This window comes from Rhodococcus cerastii, assembly GCF_033042195.1.
Classification (GTDB): Bacteria; Actinomycetota; Actinomycetes; order Mycobacteriales; family Mycobacteriaceae; genus Rhodococcoides.
This window is the reverse complement of record NZ_JAWLKF010000006.1, coordinates 96767-115763: the sequence shown is the minus strand read 5'-3', so window position 1 is coordinate 115763 and position 18997 is coordinate 96767. Positions and strand designations below refer to the sequence as shown.

Below are 18997 nucleotides of genomic sequence, written 5' to 3'. Positions count from 1 at the left end.
CAGCCGGGTCCGATCGTTAGGCGTCCATGAACCGGAGGGTGAGCGCGTCGATGCTGTTCGTCGAAGACATCAATCGCAGCCTGGACGATGCGATCGAGATCGTCATCCGTGGATAGCGGAGGGATGGTGCCTCGCGGGACGCCAATGGGTCAATTTTCGACTGATCGAATGATTGTTGCCATCTACGCCCAATGGGAATATATCCCTGCATTTGGTGAGAAGAATTCCCTCGAAGCGATACGGAGAATGTGAAATGTCTGCAGACAAGACGACTGTGGCTACGACGCCCACGAAGGCGGCCGACGCGCCTACCTTCCTCAAGAGTGTTGTGACACCCAGCGACACGCGCACCACGATGGGCCTCGGCAAGATGTGCAAGTACAAGTCGTACGGCAACTAGCTCCTGCATGCTAGAGAGGTGGCACTAATGCCTAGTGTCACCTCTCGGTGTAGCTCAGGTCATCCATGGCGAAAATAAAATTCAGCAAGTTCAGCGAACCCGGAGCATGGTCCGAGATTCTCGAGGGGCTGCTCTCGGACACCATCACAGGTGATCGCAGCACTGCATTCCGCGAGCGCTGTCGCGAGTTCGGGATCGAGACGACTACGCCCTTGTTCGACTGGTTGATTTCCGACCTCGCGTTCATTCGTCCGCCTGACGCAATCGCCCAGATCATTGCCCTCGTTTTGGGACTCGAACACCGAGCGGGAATCGACACCTTCACCGCAAGTATGAGGCTCACCTCGGCGTACGCACGCAAGATCGACTCGGATCCGGAAACCGCCCGATTGCTCGTCGGCGTAGCCGTAAGCTTAGCTTCCGACACCGGACTCGGCGGCGTTGCGATCGACCGGTGGGCCGGCGTCAACCAGCGAATGTTGCTGAGTTCGGAGTGGACCCTCACGGATGTTGCCTCCGCGGCCGACAACCAGCCTGAGTCCGTAATCTACGAAGCGCTGATCGGTGAGGACACTCGGCTGCGCGAAACGCGGCTGTGCGGACACGCATCCTCGCGCCTGGGATGGCACAGTGCCGAACTTATGCAAGTAACCACCGGTAATCGCATGTGGCGCGGTCCACTGACTGCACAGAAAGATCTCGCGCAGCTGGACGTAGCCCGGACCGTCTTACTTCCCCAGATGGACGATGACGCCCGGTACGTCGCCGAGCACATGCATGCGGCGATCGACGAGGGCCCCGCAGAATTCAGCGGGATAACGAAAGACTACTTCGAGGGCAGTATCGTGTACGCAGCCGAAATGTATCGACTATTCGACACCACCGGAACGTCGGCATAGATGGCAGCCGCGACTTACATCCTCGCCGACTACGACGATCCTGACCTACCCGCGATGACTGCGGTCCCTGGATCAGTCCACCTTCCCCTTTCCCTTCCGCACGACGCGTACTCGATCCTCGCGACGAAGACGGGCTGGTCGATTTCCTGCGGTCAAGACCGGCTGACCGACTCCGACCTTAGAGACTGCTCGGTGGTGGTCTACCGCCGCTGGCGAAGCTCTCCGCCGGCCCCACTGGTTCGCGCAGACGCCGAAGCCGACGCATCGGCGAGAGCGTTCATCGAGCGTCAATGGAACTCCACCATTGCCGGACTGCTGTCTCTGGCATATGACTCCGAACCGGCGAAATGGTCGCGAGATCCGATAGCTGTCGACAACAAGATTCGCAACCTGCGGCAAATCCGAGACCTCGTGCCGACCCTCGAAACGGTCATAGGCACGTCGACCCCCGTCATCGGCACACCCGCGGTTCTGCAACAGGTGATTTGGAAGCCCGTCGACGTCGACCAATCCGTCGCTGGCGGACGAGCTACGACCGTCGTCGCACCGCCTCCGCACGCTGAGTCTCGCGAGCCGTGTCCCGCGTTCTATCAGCGCCGGATCAATTCGGTAGCCGAAATCCGGGTCGGTTACTCCTTCGGAACGGTGTCATCGGTATGGCAAGAACCGATCAACGCCCCGGAATCCGCCATCGACCTCCGCTACGTGGACATGGACCGAAAGCCGTATCCCCATCCGCTCATCGAGCAACAGGCACGCGACATTGCCCGAGCACTTCGCAAGGAGATGTACACCGCCGACATCCTCGTCGACACTGCCGGGCAGATGTGGTGGACCGACATCAACCCCGACGGATTATTCAGCGGCGCCGACTCACCCGAGGGTGCCTTGAGCACCTGCCTCACTACTGGTATCCGCCTTCAGGCGAGCCTCCCACCAACCCACAGGGGAAACCGCGATGCGTCTTAGTCACTACACCCGGATCACCGACCTGGGCGACGACACCTCGTTACTCCTCAACCTTCCACACAAGCGTGCGGACGTGCTTCCTAACGGGGTAGTCGCCCTCATTGAAGCCGGACGCCTCGACGAACAAGCCGACACCTCTCACGCGCTCCTGGAAGCCGGCTACCTCACATCGATGTCAGCCGAGGACGAGGTGACATGGTTCCAGCAATACGTAGCGGACCAGGTCAGCGACACACAGGCCGCGAACATCGCAGTAGTCACCACCAACTCGTGCAACCTCGCCTGCTCGTACTGCTTCCAGGCCGACACAGGCATGCGAGCGCTCCCACAGCGTTACCTCACCGAGGCCGACGCGGATTCGATCCTGCGTTCGGTCACCTCGCTGATCGGGACCCGCGGAGTCAGTCATCTCGAATTGTTCGGCGGTGAGCCCCTCCTGCCCCGACTCGGGGACGTCGTACGCAAGCTTGTCCTCGGGGGAGCCGAGCTAGGGTTACAAACACATGCGACGACCAACGGCGTATTCCTGCACCAATTCGCCGACCTTCTCTCCCCCTCTATGCTGAACGACCTCATCGTCAGCGTGGACGGGACCGCCGAATACCACGACATCCGCCGGGTCCCGTTGTCCGGCGCCCCGACGTTCTCCACGATCATCGACAACATCGAGCTTGCCCTCGATAAAGGTGTCTCTGTCGCGATACGACCCAACATCGATCGCCGGAACATCGACGGTCTGCCCAAACTCATCGACTTCCTCGGCGAGCGCGGAATCCTCGCGCACGAACTTGTCGCGTTTCACCACGTGAATGTCCATCCGGATCCACTGTCGCCGGAGCGCGGCGTCGGCGACCACTACATGAGCGCCATCGAGATCGACGAATACCTCCTCGAGCGCGGCTACGGCGACTTCGTCTCCGGAGAACACAGTGCAGTGTTCGGTTCGCTCGGCAGCACCTCGAGCCGATTGACCGCTTACCTCCGCGATGTGATCAGCAGACCGATGTACGACGCGTGCGGGGCCCCAGCAAGGAACATCTACTTCTCACCCGAAGGTGCCATCTACAACTGCCACGAACTGGTCGGGCGGCCCGACAAGGCTGTAGGAATGAGCACAAAACGCGGCATCGTCGAGCTTCCGCTATGGGACAAATGGCGGGCACGCCGAGTCGACTTGCTGAAGAACTGCCAGACCTGCAATCTCGCCCTCACACACGGCGGCGGCTGCGGTGCCAGGCTGGATCCGGACAGCTTGGATGTCTGGGGGGTGTGTGCAGGGTTTCCCGAGGAATTCGATTCCAAGGTCGTTGCCCTGGCACGTGAAGACCGACTCGACATGATGAGCGCCTGAACACTGGTGTCCATCTCCCTCGCACCTGGAGTTCGCGTCGGATTTCGCGGTAATCCGGTGGTCCTTGTGCCTGGCCGCGATCCCCTCGTTGTCGACGGGGATACCCATGACTTCCTACTTCGGGTCGCCAACGAGGAATCCGGCGGTGCCCCGACCCTAGTCATGGACGACCAGGAGACGGCCCGGTCCATTCAACTGCTCGTCGACCACGGCGTACTGGAAGGCGAGTCGGCTGATTGGACGATACGACATCAGACGTACGCACCGAGCTTGTCCGACCTGTACTTCCGCCGCGATTCGCAGGTATTGCAACAGGTCTTCGCGGGGGTCGCGACAGCCACGGGCCGACTAGTGGCCTCCAAGGCCACCGTCGGCTTCGGATTAGCGACGCTCTTGCTCGCCTCGGCGTTCGTGATCTGGGCGCTTCCTGTGACCTCCACCATGGTTACGGTGCTCGACAGTCCTGGCACCGCGATCCTGCTCGTGTTCGTGGCTCAGACCGTCCGCTTGCTCCTGCACGAGTCCGGGCACTATGCCGTGGCTGCGCAATGCGGTGATCGGCCAGGGGTCGGCTACGGGCTCTACCTCGCAGGCCCGTCCCTCTATGTCGACCTCTCGCACCTCGAATCCGAGCCGGTGGCCACCCGCCTACGCGGCGACCTGGCGGGCCTCGCTGTCGACGGTTACCTCATCGCGGCACTTGCGCTGGCCTACCTCTGGCACTCCGATGGAATGGCGGCGATAGTCCTACTCTCCCTATGCACCGTCTCCCTCGCAAGTCTGCGGCCCACCGAAAAGTCGGACGGCTACTGGGCTCTGCGTGACGCCATGGGGGCACGCGCCGTCTCCGCCACCTGGGCAACGCCACGCGCTATGCTCACCGCGTTGCGAGCACAGGACACGACGGTGCAGCGGTTTGCCCGGGTACTGGTGATCATCTACACCTTGTTCAGCGTGTTCGCGCTCTGTTCACTTCCACGGTGGCTGTTCGGCACCTACCACGCGGTCATCGATGCGGGGCCGAGATCGCTGGCCGTAGTTCTGTTGGCTGGCGTTGGTTACCCGACGATCATGGTCATCGCTCTTTTGGTAGTTCGCCGACGCCGGACAACCCGACTGCGCCCAATAAGAGGTCGTCACCGACGTGATCGGTCTCGATGACCAATACACATCCGACACCGCTGACTGCTTCGGCCACCTACGGGTCAAGTGTTGCTGGATGCCGGAAACTGTGAGGAAAGCGCACCTTTCACCGCCGCGTTGGTCGGTGGATTCGCGCAACCTGCTTGAGGTTTGGGCCCGGTGACGTGGGACAACTTCCTTTGCCGATCGACTCGATGTAACCCTCCTGCCGCAGCCCATCAACTCGGCTACGCCATCGGCTGACGCGCTGCGCGGATTCGGTCAGAAGTAACAGCCGCCAACTGTGCCCGATACGGTGTCGACGGACCTCGCGCGTCAACGTTTTGCTCATAGGAGAACACCGCTGTGTCCGATCTAAAATATCCGCCGCCCGCAACACCGGTACCGAAGGGGCGACGGAACTGGCCGTGGGTTATCGGCGCTGTCCTGTCCGGCTTGCTAATCGTCGGTTGCGTCGATCAGACGGGGACCGCTGAGACCGCCGCGCAGGACGCAGTGGCGACTTCCGCGCTGACAATCAGCGCCTCGATCACTGCCACCTCCAGCGACGCACCCCCGACGCCCCCAGGCTCCAACCCGACGACACCCGAAGCGAGACTCGACAACGCCGACGGCGCACAGGCATCCCTGTCCACGCTGGCCACTCTGCCGATCAAGGGCCGAGCCCCGAAAACCGGGTACGACCGAGACCTGTTCGGCCAGGCCTGGACCGACGATGTCGACGTCGAATTTGGGAGAAATGGCTGTGACCAGCGAAACGATCTGCTTCGTCGTGATCTCGCCGACGTCACCCTCAAGCCAGGATCCAATGGGTGTGTGGTGCTGACCGGCACCTTGGCCGACGCGTACACCGGCACAACCATCGACTTCGTTCGCGGTGCCGATACTTCGATGGACGTGCAGGTCGATCATGTTGTCGCGCTTAGCAATTCGTGGCAAACCGGTGCGCAGCAACTCGATTCTGTCACACGGCAGAACTTCGCGAACGATCCCCGTAATCTGCAGGCCGTCGACGGCCCCGCGAATCAACAGAAGGGTGACGGCGACGCCGCTACCTGGCTGCCGAGCAACAAGTCGTACCGGTGCACCTACGTGTCGCGGCAGGTCGAGGTCAAAGCCGCCTACGGGCTGTGGGTCACCCCGCCCGAACACGATGCCATCGTTCGGGTTCTCGGCGACTGCGGCGGCAATGCCGCCGCAGTCGCGGAAGCGGCCCCGTCCACTGAGCCGACACCGGTGGCTCCTGCGCCGGCTCCGGTCGAGGCACCCGCACCGTCGAACGTCACCTACAAGAACTGCGCTGCTGTTCGTGCCGCTGGAGCCGCACCGATTCGTGTCGGAGAACCCGGCTTCAGCACCAAGTTCGACGGTGACGGCGACGGTGTCGGCTGCGAATAGCGTCGGTGGCGACACCCTTCTTGACCGAACTCTCACCCAGAACCCGCACTCTGCCTCCGCAGCAGGTGCGGGTCTTCTTTTTCGCCGGCTGCGCCAGCAGACGGCGCAGCCGCAATTTCGATGGCCGCAGACATCGTCGTTCGTCTGCCAGACGTCAGAGTCCGGCGGAGCCGACCTCGAAGCGACATCGACGCGATCAGGCACCCCCGCCGTCGTGACAGAGCCGTTCGAGCAGGAGAAACGCCATGACTGTCACCCTCACCACGATCGACCGTGCAGCACTGACCTTGCTGGTCCTCCCCGCACGAACGCTTCCGGTCGCCAACCTGTGGCAGGCCTACCCCATCGATCTCGGAGAATCCGCTGCAGAGATCGGCGACGCACTCCATGCCGTGGCCTGGCTCAACGACATCACGCCGGACCAGCTCGCCATCGTGGGAGTCGAATTCGCGGATCCGGAGCAGCACAACACCACCGTCACGTTGAGCGGCACCGACCTGGACGCCATGTCCTGGGTGCTCGGCGACGGCGGCATGGCGCTGGAAAGTACAGCCGGCGTGCTCACACAGCTCGAACGCCTCGCCTCGGTCGCCGTACCCGTGTACGCCTCAATGGGCGTGAACGAACTCGACCAGATCGCACACTGACGTTCACGGAGCACAACGAACCCGATCGAAGGACCACGTCCACCGCACGAACCCGCACTCTGCCCCCGGCAGAGTGCGGGTTCTGTTTTTTCCCACACAGTCCGGATATCCGCCGAACGCAGTGGCCGCACTGGTGACAGCCGACAAGCACCGCCGTGTCGGCGACAAACTCGATCTGTGCCGCTGTATTTCCGTGCAACAGCCGGTACTACGGATATACAACGGATATCCACAGGCTCTCGCCCACGTGCGGCGGCGCTACGGACGCACTGTGGATGTAGAGCGGCGGGACTACGGACGCACTGTGGATGTAGAGCGGCGGGACTACGGATATACACCGGCTACAGCACGGTCACTCCGACTCAAGGCTGCCCACCGAAGCAAGGCATGGCCGATTCCCATGCCGTAAGCCGCTGACCTGGCCGTTCGTCACGTCCAGAATCGCCACCATCGCCCCGCAGCACGCACAAAAATACTGTTCCAAGATAGTCGAGACCGACTTTTCAGCGGATAGGAGCGCTCGATTTCGGACAACTGCCGAATACCGAAAAGCAGTACATGTTCTCGCACTGAATGTGAATGTTCGGACTCCAATAAGAGCGGCTCAATTTGCCGATTATGACCCATAAAGAGGTTTCACTGACGTCTCTGAGCCACGCGAGATAAACCGAGTCGAAGCGGACAGACGAAATACTCCGCGACACCGATAAAACAGACTTCTCCGGCGCACGTGGGCACCAGATATTCGATGCGATACCGGTGATCTGGCAGGCGGCCCGGGGGCCACCATCGTCCGCAGAAATGCGCTGCGGCCGCCACCCACGTGCGCCGGAGAAGCCCGCCTGTGACCGTTCCGTCCGCGGCCTGTGGCCGCAGCCGACCCCCGGAGCCCGATGGCTGCGACAGCCCCGAGAAGCGAGACCGACCCAACCTTGCTGTCGTGCGGCCGGCCGGTGAAGCTGGCAGGCCGCACGGGGTCTCGACGAGTCTGTGGAGCGGCCCTGCCGGGCCGTCAGATCCCACTCGCAGCGACCGTTCGCAGCCCCGATCACGCCACCCGCTGAGGCGGGCGGCCGAACCGTGGACGGCCACCGACGCTGTGACGTCACCGGGCGGCCGGATCACCCCTCGAAGCCGCCTGCGGCGAGGCTTCGGAGCCCGTCGAGCGGGGCAGTGACACGTCTGGGAGATGCCTGCGGCCGGGCGGCTGCGCGCCCGTGACGGTCTGCCGCGAAGAGCTGCGGCAGGCCTGTGCCCGAGGCGGTTGCCGAGGGCGGCACCGCCGGCGCTCACGCGCGGTCGAGACTCTCCGCCACACCGGGGGAACGACAGGGACTTCACCGACCCGGCAAGGGTCGAAGTGGCCTTCGGCCACCGAGGCCTGTTCGCGCCGGGACCGCTCCGGTTCCGTGTTCTCGTGGGGCCCTCACCGATGCCATCTACTCTCTCGGGCGCGCTGACGCGCGGGCATCGGACCCACGAGACCACTGCACCTGCGCGGACGGTGGGGACGGCGGCCGAGGCCGCCTGCTGCTCTGAGATAGAGACCCACCGGGGGACCGCGGCTGACGCCGCGGGCACGGTGTCTCCGTGCTGAGACGGACCGCTGGGGCGGCCCGTGTGACCCTGACGCCACCATGGGGTGCAGCCCCGCCAGTCGCTGCGCTCCCAGCGGCTCTGAGACCGCCACAAACCCAAAAACGGGGTTTGCGCCGTCTGCGTCAGGTTCCTGGCTCACAGGGCGCAAGGCGTCACCGCTCCATGCTGGGGAAACACGACATCGATACCGTCCTTGCGACCACCCGTTCCGGGCGGCTGTCGCCGGTCTGCGACCGGTCGCAAGGACGGAGATTCTGCTATGTTTCCCCAGATCGCCACGGCCGCAACCTCCCGCCGCTAACGCTCTGGGTCGGTTGCTGTGGCTCCAAACTAAAAGGGCATAAGGAGTCGTGACGCACGGCGGGTTCCGTTCGCTTCGCTCACTACACCCTTGTTTGCCCGGCAGAGCCGGGACGACCTCCTCGGCTGGCGCCTCGTCGCCACTCGCTGCGCTCGGGTCCTCATCGCCTTCGGCTCTCTCCTCCGGCCGCTGGCGCGCCCTCCCTCGTTCACCTACGTCGACCCCGCGGGGTGCCCTGGGGACGCTGCTGCTGTGACACGGCCGGCATCGGTCCTGCGGCCCTCCGGCGGGGCGGTCACTCGCTCGTGCCCCGTCGCTGCGGATGCGTCCTGCCGGCCCGTATCGCGCCCTGGCGCGCGTTGCTGTGACGGGTGAGGCCGGAAGTCGAGACCGCTGCTGCCGCCCGCGGCACCCGCGGAGTGACCAGTTCGTGTCGGCAGGACCGTCTCGATTCGTCGGATGTTCCGACACTCGACTACTTCAATTCTCGGTGTCGAGGCGCACCAGGTGGAGCCGCGGAAGGAGCGTCACTCTGAGCCCCGACAGCCCGTTGACCGGTCTTTAAGCGATCCCACAAGACCCTTCGGTCTCGCGCTGTCGATTCGGTTCGGCGCGGCGGCCGAGGACTGCTGCGCGACTTTTCGTTGTGACGTCACGGCTCCGCTTGGACGTCGTTCAGCAGCTCTGCGGGCGCTGGAAACTCGCTATCGATGTCCGGACGCCAGACGCCGGATGCCGGACCCCGCTGCGGGCAGTCAGCGGAATTGAGAGGCGGCCCGAAACTCGCCCCCGGAGAGAGCTGCGAGGAGCTCGCCGACCTCTTCTCCGTGCCGGTACGGGGTGTCGGCAGTGGCCGACTTCGCGGCGATCGTGTCCGCTGAGTCAAGTCGGGTGACCATGTCTGTCGGTCTCCTGACCCTGGGCAGCTGTCGGCTCTGATAGCCGGGTCAGGTGGAGCCCGAGGCAGTCGATCGAGGCCGGTAATTGGGACCGGCAGTGAACTCGACGGTTGGGGGGTGGTCGCGGTTGCGCCGATCGCGGACGGGGACACGCCGTGCTCGAAGTTACTCCGGGAGAATTATCTGTGACTTTACGGGCTGGTCCTTGAATCCATAGTCGGCGTCGTTATTCGTATTATCGACACCGGGTTGATGAATCTCGGTGGAGCAGTCGGCGTGTTCTTGGTTCAGGGTCATAATAGGCGTGTAAAGAGGCGCGATGTCCACTCCGCCGGGAATGATCGAAAGAGCTCGTAACGATATCGCAGGTCGCCAGAGAATTCGCCGAGTCAGCTAAGAACTGACAAGACGTTTCCCTTCTGCCATAGGCCGCACTGAGTCAACATATAATTTCGTTTCGTTACATGTAACGAAACGAAACGAAACTCTATCCTTACCATGACCGCAGCTAAGCCACCCCGCATCCACGCCAGCCCGTCCTGCAAGGTCCGGGGCGCACAGTGCCAGAGCTGTCGAGCAGGCGGGCAAGCCGAACGCGCGGCCGACGCACACTGTGGGATATGGGCTAACGAACGAGTTACTGTTCAACGACTACGACCGAGCGGTCCGGTCGGTTGCTTTGAGGTACATGTCGTCGTCGTCCTCAGCAGTCTGCGCCGCGTGCGCGGGTGGTCCGGGTGGGTCTTGACGAACGAGGTGACCAACTGGGCGTCGGAATCGCTGAGAACATGTCTGCTTACCCCATGGGATCCTTCGGCTTCTGAAGAATTCGAATTCGCACGGCCAAAGACATGGCGATTGTCCAGAAGCACCGGTCTCTTGCGAGACCCGCCCAAAACGGCACCGCGGAGACGCCCTTCTCACGGTGCCTTAAGAAAGTCGAGCGCCTCTGTGAGCATGTCCCCGAGAACATCCAGCGCTCGCTTGCTACTTGAGGCGGACGAAAGCCCTTTGAACACTTCAAGCCGATCCACTCTCTCGATCACCTGCTTGTCCGATAGCTGCGAGAGCCAGCGACCGATCTGCTCCGGGCCCGGCGCACCCGGCACCAAGCCGAACAGATCCACCAGATCCAGACGCGCAGATGCGGCCACCAAGCGATCTGTCTGACGGCTGACCGCCGAGGTGTGGGACCCCCCAGCTATTGCTAGGCGCTCATCGCTGTACCCCAACGATATGTCGAATCTCGCGGGCAGTTCGCTCGCTGGCAGGTCTCCACATGTGATGAGCCGAGGTACTGCCAGCTTGCGCACCCAATCAGCAATATCCCTCAGCTCATGCATCAGGATTGGCCAGTCGTCAGTATTCGGGCGGTTGAGCCCGACCGTCGGGTTCAGGCTCAGCGGCGCGACCTCGCCCACGGGGGCTGTGAAGATGACCTCGCCCAGCTCCAACGGCCGCTCAGGGCGTTTCTCCAGTTCGGCGAACGACCGCGGGATGCGGTCCTCCCGATAGACCACGGGCAGTAGCACTGCGGCGAGGGCCTGCTTACGGTGCTTAGAGTGGTTTGTGTGCACAGTCAGGCGCGCCAGCGGATGCTCTGCGGGCCTGAGCTGATGCTGAAAAGGTTGCAGCGACTCGATCGCCCGCATCACGTCACCGTCCGCAGCCAGCGACGGAGGACCTTTGCGCTCTCGGCGCTTCCTCCACTCTTCAAATCCCTTGTGATTGAGCGTCGCCGGCATCTCTACGAGCCTGGCCCACTCATCGCCAAGTAGCCCGTCGCGGTGCTCGATCTCGGCAAATAGGGTGTGTTCCAGGACGCCACGAAGCGCGACCATCGCATCCGCCACCACGAGCGTCAGTTTTCTCGGTATCGGCAGCAGTGATTCCACGATGAGCTGGTTGACCAGACCATCGGATTGCTCGCGCAACTCAATTACGTTCCCCGACTCGACCTGGTAGGTGAACAGCAGATCGCCCGCCTGAGCGATCAACTCGTCAGCGTGTGCCAGCGCCCCCACAGCACCGAGGTGGTGGTCGGGTAGCCAGTCGTAGTTCGAGGCCATCAGCGAATGATATTCAGACCAACCCCAAAGTCGCCTGCACAAATCCACAATGCTTGGTCACCCTGAGGTAGCCCTGACGGACCTGCCGCCCGGTTCCATCCGCCATTACAACCGACGGAGGTCCTCCATCGAAACCAAAGCCGCCACCGGCCGCCCATTCTGTTCGATGACCTTGGATTCGGATGGACCGTTGACACGAAGATCACCGAAAGAACCAAGCGTGGAGCCTGACCCAGGGGACGTGGGTGACAATCCGTCAGCGTTCTCGTCGCCGAGGCTGTTCATGTCGGGCATGGCGGTCGCCTTCGGTGATGTGTCACAGCTGAGCGCTAGGTTGTGGATTGAGCAGACGTACTCATCCCGACTTTGGCCCAATAGAAGCCTAGGCCAGGAAATGCCCGACATCTGCATGTCGTCGCGGGCCTTTCAGACTGCCGAATCGATGCATATCCAGGACGGGTCCGTCGAAGCCGCTGCTGCACCGCGCAATCATGGCCTCAGACGACGACCAACATCGAATGAACAACTTTGTTGCCAAGACCGCAACGCGCACATCGCTGTCGGAGCTGATCTGGACATAGCCGAGCACGCCGCCCGACGAAGAGAAGAAGCGATCCATTAAACGTGGGCTATACAGAACTGACCCGCGGGTCATCGATTCCGGCCGAGTGGATCCTGCTTGAAATTTTCAAAGTAGGTGTCGTCCTCCTCGACGGACTGCCCCGATTGCACCGGATCCGCTTGGCCGCCGGGATTGTGAGTGCCGACGAACGATGTGACGGCCTGGGCGTCAGGATGGCTGAGAACAGCCTGCATCGCCTCGTCCACTTGCGGTTGCTTATCCAGTAGCGCAGCTCGATAGGCAGCCAGGATTACGTCGGCATCTGGGTGATGCAGTGCGACGAGTCGGTTCTCGGCGTCTACCTCGACGGTGATACCGCTGACTCTGCCGACGCCACGAATCTCGCGCACGACCGATTGTGCGCGTTGCACTTTGACGCCAAGCTCATCGAATGCGCTGTCGAACATCGTCACCGGGACCCTTCAATGCGCGGATGGTCATGGGTTCGGCGTGACAGGAGGTTGCGGAGCCTGTGCCCCCGGCATTTTCGCTTGGGGCAGTCGACATCCCGTGCTGCTGGAGATCACTGAGGCAGTCAAGCTTCCGACTGTGATGAATGTGGCCTCCGGGCTGTAGAACCGAACCTCGTGATTGCCCGGATTATCGTGGAAGGTTTGGTACTCGGTCGCGCCCACCGCCGCGGCAAGAGTACGAGCCTGCTCGAACACAGCCGGCCACACCGCATCCGGGATCGGCCCCGGCGACACGTAGTTTTTCGAGTAAACGAGTTTCCCATCCGTGTCTTCGTATCGACCCAAGCATCCGCCGCCTCTTCGGTCTCGTATCCAGGTCCACTCCATGCCCGGTACGAGAGTGGCGACATAGGCTCCGATCTGCTCGACGGCGCTCGCAATCTGGACCTCGGTGTCTTCGAGCGACGGAAGCGATTCCAGGACCGCGGCTGAGTCCGCCGTCACGGCGGGGCTGGGTTTTTCGTACGGATCGTCGAGCACGTCTGATCCACATCCTGTCAACGTAAGGACTGCGACGACGGCAACTGCCGTCGACCACCGTCGTGGTCGTGTGTCGGTCGGTTGTCTCTCGCGCATCATCGCCCCAGCTCTGTGAGTTGGTTCAATAAATCGATGCCGCCGGTCTGGATTGCCGAGTCACCGGTGACGAGCACGCCGGGCACACCGGCCAGACCAGCGATGACGACGGCGGTGTTGTAACCGGAGGTACGCAATTCGCCGTTGTCGCCCGACCTCGGGTACTCGCTGTGCCCCGACGCGCCTTGGCGCACCACACCGTCGGCGGTGGTCGTCGCATCGGTGTCGAGGTGGGTGAACTCGGACATGTAACCGGGACTCCAGCCGAAACGGTTCATGTGCGCGACGGGGTCGTTGTGCGCGGTCATCTCGTACGCGTGGCCGGGTGCGATGTTGAGCTTGTCGAGACTGCTGTCGAAGTCGTGGCCGGTGCCCAGGCCGGGGGACCCGTAGACCATCACGTCATCGACAATTCCCTCGGGAGTCTCTTGCAGCGCGAGCCCGGTGGTGAACGACCCGTACGAATGCCCGACAGCCGTCAGATGTGGGTCGTCGTCATAGTTCGACGCGTCGATGCCCTTGTAGAACTGCGACAGGTCGGGCGCGGCTGCCTGCGCGTTCCATGGTTGCGCCACCTGGATTGCCCCTGCAATGCTCTCCTCGGAGAAGTAGTCGTCTTTGTCGAGTTGTGGTGCGTCGTAACCGATCCACGCGATGGTCGACACCGTCTCGCCCTGATGACCGGCCGTCCTGTCCAGCTGTGCCTCGGCTGTCGACTTCATCTGTTCGCCCTCCTGGGTCATGGCCCCGATGGCGCCGCCGACGGTGGTGTTCAAGCCCGGCGTGGTGACGGACATGTGATCTGCGGTGTCCGGGTTGCCGACCGCTACTGCCGCATGCGTCTGCGCACCCGACTGAGTATCGAGGAGCATGAGCATCCGGTTCGGATCTTTCTCGATGGTGTCCCGAACGGCCTGCAGGTCGATGAGCCGATTCGACACGGTCGGATCGCAGGCCTCGGCGCGGGTCAACTCGTCGTCGAGTTTGATTCGGTTGTAGTGGTCACGATCGACGACGGGTAGGCCGTCGCGGTTGCCGATGTAGTTGTCGTGAGCGAACAGCGCATCCTTGTCGGCCGGGGACAGTGTGGACCACATCTGGTGCAACTGCGCCGGGTCCGACGGCAGCGATGTCGTGCCGCTAATGATGTCCGATACGGCAGGGCTGATGGTTGCAGCCCCGGGCGATCCGGCCGCGTCGAGCTGCTGTTGCGCCGCTCGAATTGCTTGCGCGGCTTGCATTTCGCCTTCTCCGAACTGAACGAGAAGTGCCTCGATACGTACCTCGAGGGCGTCGGCCTGCGCGTCCAGTTGGCTTTGCAGGAGCATCGAGACAACTACATCGCTACCGAGTGGAACAGTCGGGGCCGTCACGATGCCGTCGTCGGACACCGTCATACCTGCGCCGGGTGCCTCGAGGTCCACGATGGCCAACAGGGACGTGCGTATGCCCTCGAGTACACCTCCGTGGGAGGAGTGCGCTTCGGCGATGGCGATGACGGCCGTGTCGATGTGCGAGGCGGCCAGGCTTTCCGACAGACTGCGCGCCGACGCGGCTGCTGCCGCCTCCCCCTGCCACTTGTCCATCGCCGCGTCGACCGCACGGTCCATCCGGTGGATCTGATCGGTGAACGTGCTGTTCGACGCCAGTAGAGACGTGGCGTAGTCCAGCATCGAACTCGGTTGGCAGCCCCGCACGTGCGAGATGGTGGTCACCGCGGGGCACCGGCTTCGTAGCGCAGCAACTGAGAGCTGAACGCCTCGTCCACGTTCTCGTAGCTCGTCGCGCTCCACTCACACGTTGCCGACATTTCGTTGACGTTGAGGGCGATGCGTGTGTACGCCTCCGCCGTGGATCTCGTGCTCTGCTCGGAATCCGCGGCAATGGGCGAGCCCGGCATGATGACCGTCGCCGTCACACAGATTCGGTTCATCGTGCTCGCCGCATCGGCGAGTGTTCTGCCGAGCGCTCGAAGCTCCCCCAAATCGACTGCCAGCAGTTCGCCCACTTCTCGCCCCCCAGCGAATCCATCGGCGCGATCGGACTAGCGCCATGTCGCCAGGAGATTAACACGCCGATGCCAGGTAGAACTCGCACCGATTCAACGGTGGTGTAGCTGGTCATAGAGATTCGGGATCTCCATAAGCCCCGATGAGGTGGCGCAGGCGTTGCGGTCAGTCACCGTATGCTCGGCAGCTGCTGGTAAGCGGTATCGCTGGGTTAGTGACACCTTTCACGAAATCGTTGCCTTCAAGGGTGAGGATGACTCGGTCGGGTGGGGCCTGTGGCTGGTGCCCGTCAAGTCGGCCGCATTACTTTGATGATGAGATCCAAAGGCATCGAAGCAACTCTCGACGACATCACCACCGCGTGGACCAGCGTCCGGCAACAAGTACGCGACGCAGGCCTGCAAATCGGCGTCGCTGCGGACCAACCCGCGCGTAGTCAGGTACCCGATCATCTGTGGCACCGAGAGCAAGCGGTGCGCTCGAGTCGCACCGGCACCGGTCCGCAGGTGATGGCCACGGTCCGCAGGCGTAGGCCACGGTCCGCAACACCATCGTCAGCGTCCCCCGCTTGGCCGGCCGACAACATCACTGCCGTGCTACGGCATCACAGCCGCAACCCGCACCGGCCGGTAGACCTGCCCCATGAGGCTTGACGCGCGGCTATGCGACTTATTCTGGCCCCGGGCCCCGGCCGTACACCCGTCCCTACCGATAGCGTCAGACGGCTGAGATAGGTTTCCGGACATGGCGAAGCATCCGCGAATTCGGCAACAGAACATCGCAGTCTTTGGTGAGTCAGGGTCGGGCAAGACTGTGCTGGTGTCATCGTTCTACGGCCGCACCCAGGACGGCTCCCATGAGAACGACCTATGGGATCTCGTCGCCGACAAGGGTGGGCAGGGAAATCGCCTGTACCAGTACTACCTCGGCATGCGAGACAGCGCAAAGACGCCCATGACAAACCGCTTTCTGAACACCACATACGACTTCTCGGTCAAGCTCAAGGCAGGGGAAGGCGATGAGGAAAAGTCCCGTCCCTTCGATGAGTTGCGCCTGGCATGGCATGACTACCCGGGTGAGTGGTTCCAGGACGATCCCAGCAGCGAGGAAGAGAACCTGCACCGGATCGACACATTCAGGACCCTGCTCAGTTCGGACGTTGCCCTCCTTCTCGTGGATGGACAGAAACTCCTTGACCACCGCGGCGAAGAAGAGCGATACCTCAAGTCCCTCTTTCACAACTTCCGCCAGGCCTTGGTTCGACTCAAGGGCCCTCTCCTTAGCCCCGGTGATTCACGGACCGTGAGGACTGCTGCTGTTGGGTGACGGCGGGGTCGATTTCGCGTGTGGGCGTGCGAGGGTGCCGGCTGGCGCTGCCGGTGGGCGGGTCTCCGGGGGGTGCTGTCGAAGGTGGGCGGTGGGGTCAGGCCGGTTTGGGAATCGCGGCGATCGTGTTGAATACGGCGACGATGGCGGTCGCCCACGGCCACGTTTCTGGGATCTTCACCCGGCGTCGTCGGCCGCTGCGGACCAGCCGGGCTGCGACGTGCAGGAAGCGGTAGCGCAGTGCCTTGGGCTCGCACAACGCCAGGATTGCGGCCTCGCCGGTGCAAGCGAGCATCCGCGTCCAGGCCACGAGGTCCGCTGCGATCATCACCGCCACCAGCCAGGCCTGGTTGAGCGCGAACTCCCGCGAAGGTAGCCGCCCGAGCCCGGTGTCCTTGGCGTGGCGTATCCGGTCCTCGACCCGGGCGTGAGCCCGATGCCTGGCCTCGAGGAACTGCAGCTGACCCGTGGCGGTGTTGGTGACGAACGCCTGGTAGCGCCACCCGTCCGCTTCTTCGAACATCGACAACTGAGCACCCGGATGGGGCCGTTCTCGGCGGACGATGACCCGCATCCCATCCGGCCACTTCGCGAGCAGCCCGGCGGCGAGGAACCCGGTCAGTTCGGCAACCTCAGCCCCGTCGCGGATATCCCCGGACGGGTTCAACGCCGGTCCCCACGCAGCCTCGGGAGCGATCGCGATGGCCCGGCGCACTCCGGCGTTGATGGCGAAGCCGACCGAATACTCCACCCGCCGACCACGGACGCGGTTCTGCTCTGTCATCCAGTCGATCAGGTCATGGGATGCGCCGGCCCCGTCGGAGCGGATCAGCAGGTCACGCCGATGACTGGCGGGGATCTGCGCGATCGCCTGGCCCAGGACGTCGATGTGGTCGGCGGCGGTGTTCGACCCGGCATTGCCCGGCCGCAGACTCGCCGCGAGGAACTCGGTGGTGTTGTCGCACCACACGCCGATCGGGTGGTAGCCGAACGAGCGCTTATATGTCGGCGCGGCAAGCTCCTTCTCGCTGTGCGTGACCACGATGGTGGCGTCCACATCGAGCACGATCGTGGCTCCCAGGTCCCGACCCGCACACGTCGACGCTGGGACACCTCCGGGCAGCTGGGACCACACGTGCCGCCGTGCCCGAGCCCGCGCCACCTGGATCTTCTTGCGCTTACCGACCGTGACCTCGTCCAGAGTCCGCCACACCGTTGGTGCCGAGGCGACCGGGCCGAGAACCTCAGATTGATGGCGCAGGACACCGATATCGGAGATGGCCTCGCCGCCATCGGCGAGCATCACCGCCACGTCGATCAGCACCCGGCCGCGGTCATGGATTGGGATGAACCGCCGGCGAGCCATGGCCTCCGACAGTTCGGCGGTGAGCCCGACCCGATCAGCCAGAAGACGTGGCGCGATGGCCCCTGCGTGAGAAATCACCCCGACACCATCAGCAGTAACGGACAGACCGGACGACCACGAAGTACGCTTCACCTACCGAGTGCTTTCTGCTTGAGGAACCGGATCCTTAGACAAGAACCAGTTTCCCCTGTTCAGGAAGCACTTCGGTGTATCAGTACCCGGAAATTCGCAGATCCCCGTGAATCACCGGGGTTAGCGATGACGGGCCGCTGATCGAGTTTCCTCGAATCTGGATTCTTTCGCTATCCAAGGCCGATCTGTTCCCCGACTGGAACGTAAACACGTTCCGTGATCTCGTCATCCTGAAGGCTGCTGACGATATCGAGCAGCTTCGCTCGACAATCGCGGGCATGATTGTTACGCCGGACGCGCTGTCCATCGGCGAAGACTTCATGCTTCTCTCGTCTGCCAAGTTCGAACTCAAGGCGGACAGCGCAGAGCCGGTCGAGATCGACCTGAAACAGCGCATCGGCCTTGACCTGATACTCCCCATCGCGTCACTTCTGCCGCTGGAGCGCCGTGTTCTGTGGGAGGAGAGGATGAAGCTCCCGTGGAAGGTGGCTGACACGCTCGCTGACGGGGCGGACGTGATCGCAGCAGCCATGGCTGGTGTCAAGTTCACAGGATTCGAGAAGCTCCTGCGAATGGTCACCAAGAACGATGCGCAAGCCGCGTTCGTGGCCAAGGTTCTCCCAGCGGCGTTCGCTGCTGCGATCAAGATCGTCGGCCCAAAACTCAAAGAGATGAACGAGGACGCGCGCGCGAAGCATCTGTACCTGCGGGCCATGCTCACGCAGTTCAAGATTGACCTCGACCAAGCGGTGACCGAGAACGTGCTCAGGAAGCAGAAGTGACTTTGAGAGAGGGGTCTCGGTCACACCTCATCTGGG

At 62.9% G+C, this 18997-nt stretch carries 17 protein-coding genes; 10 read left to right on the top strand and 7 right to left on the bottom strand.

Annotated features, from left to right (window positions below; translation table 11 throughout):
* Positions 1–253: 253 nt before the first annotated feature.
* From R3P93_RS13395 to R3P93_RS13365, 7 genes are all read left to right on the top strand, one after another.
* Entirely contained in the window at positions 254–400 is a 147-nt protein-coding gene (locus R3P93_RS13395) for a hypothetical protein (protein WP_283347334.1), read from the top strand.
* Positions 401–465: 65 nt separating this feature from the next.
* Positions 466–1299: a hypothetical protein gene (locus tag R3P93_RS13390; protein WP_317533219.1), complete on the top strand. Its 834-nt coding sequence runs from the start codon at positions 466–468 to the stop codon at positions 1297–1299.
* Entirely contained in the window at positions 1300–2268 is a 969-nt protein-coding gene (locus R3P93_RS13385; protein ID WP_317533218.1) for a hypothetical protein, read from the top strand.
* A complete protein-coding gene (locus tag R3P93_RS13380) occupies positions 2258–3619 on the top strand; it encodes a radical SAM/SPASM domain-containing protein (protein ID WP_317533217.1) in 1362 nt (453 codons plus the stop codon). Before R3P93_RS13385 ends, R3P93_RS13380 begins: the two co-directional genes overlap by 11 nt.
* 6 nt (positions 3620–3625) lie before the next feature.
* On the top strand, positions 3626–4780 hold the full coding sequence (locus R3P93_RS13375) for a hypothetical protein (RefSeq protein ID WP_317533216.1): 1155 nt from the start codon (positions 3626–3628) through the stop codon (positions 4778–4780).
* A 327-nt stretch (positions 4781–5107) separates the two neighbouring features.
* On the top strand, positions 5108–6160 hold the full coding sequence (locus R3P93_RS13370; RefSeq protein WP_317533215.1) for a GmrSD restriction endonuclease domain-containing protein: 1053 nt from the start codon (positions 5108–5110) through the stop codon (positions 6158–6160).
* Positions 6161–6405: 245 nt separating this feature from the next.
* Positions 6406–6807: a hypothetical protein gene (locus R3P93_RS13365; RefSeq protein ID WP_317533214.1), complete on the top strand. Its 402-nt coding sequence runs from the start codon at positions 6406–6408 to the stop codon at positions 6805–6807.
* A 2655-nt stretch (positions 6808–9462) separates the two neighbouring features.
* On the opposite strand, the gene R3P93_RS13360 is transcribed toward R3P93_RS13365, so the two are convergent.
* The 6 genes from R3P93_RS13360 to R3P93_RS13335 form a co-directional block, all read right to left on the bottom strand.
* Complete coding sequence (locus R3P93_RS13360) at positions 9463–9606, bottom strand: hypothetical protein (protein WP_317533213.1); 144 nt, start codon at positions 9604–9606, stop codon at positions 9463–9465.
* A 920-nt stretch (positions 9607–10526) separates the two neighbouring features.
* Positions 10527–11675, bottom strand: a complete 1149-nt coding sequence (locus R3P93_RS13355) for a hypothetical protein (RefSeq protein ID WP_317533212.1) — start codon at positions 11673–11675, stop codon at positions 10527–10529.
* A 651-nt stretch (positions 11676–12326) separates the two neighbouring features.
* The gene (locus tag R3P93_RS13350) at positions 12327–12704 is read right to left on the bottom strand and encodes a hypothetical protein (protein ID WP_317533275.1); all 378 of its coding nucleotides are present in this window, start codon (positions 12702–12704) and stop codon (positions 12327–12329) included.
* A 30-nt stretch (positions 12705–12734) separates the two neighbouring features.
* Positions 12735–13250: an LppA family lipoprotein gene (locus R3P93_RS13345; protein WP_257216701.1), complete on the bottom strand. Its 516-nt coding sequence runs from the start codon at positions 13248–13250 to the stop codon at positions 12735–12737.
* A 95-nt stretch (positions 13251–13345) separates the two neighbouring features.
* The gene (locus R3P93_RS13340) at positions 13346–15061 is read right to left on the bottom strand and encodes an alpha/beta hydrolase (RefSeq protein WP_317533211.1); all 1716 of its coding nucleotides are present in this window, start codon (positions 15059–15061) and stop codon (positions 13346–13348) included.
* Positions 15058–15354, bottom strand: a complete 297-nt coding sequence (locus R3P93_RS13335) for a hypothetical protein (protein WP_317533210.1) — start codon at positions 15352–15354, stop codon at positions 15058–15060. Before R3P93_RS13335 ends, R3P93_RS13340 begins: the two co-directional genes overlap by 4 nt.
* 312 nt (positions 15355–15666) lie before the next feature.
* Here R3P93_RS13335 and R3P93_RS13330 point away from each other — a divergent pair, with 312 nt between their 5' ends.
* Entirely contained in the window at positions 15667–16008 is a 342-nt protein-coding gene (locus R3P93_RS13330) for a hypothetical protein (RefSeq protein WP_317533209.1), read from the top strand.
* A gap of 91 nt (positions 16009–16099) precedes the next feature.
* Positions 16100–16681: a TRAFAC clade GTPase domain-containing protein gene (locus R3P93_RS13325; protein ID WP_317533208.1), complete on the top strand. Its 582-nt coding sequence runs from the start codon at positions 16100–16102 to the stop codon at positions 16679–16681.
* Between the two features lie 97 nt (positions 16682–16778).
* On the opposite strand, the gene R3P93_RS13320 is transcribed toward R3P93_RS13325, so the two are convergent.
* A complete protein-coding gene (locus R3P93_RS13320) occupies positions 16779–18179 on the bottom strand; it encodes an IS1380 family transposase (protein WP_296774159.1) in 1401 nt (466 codons plus the stop codon).
* 278 nt (positions 18180–18457) lie between these two features.
* Here R3P93_RS13320 and R3P93_RS13315 point away from each other — a divergent pair, with 278 nt between their 5' ends.
* A complete protein-coding gene (locus R3P93_RS13315) occupies positions 18458–18961 on the top strand; it encodes a hypothetical protein (protein WP_317533207.1) in 504 nt (167 codons plus the stop codon).
* Positions 18962–18997: the final 36 nt, after the last annotated feature.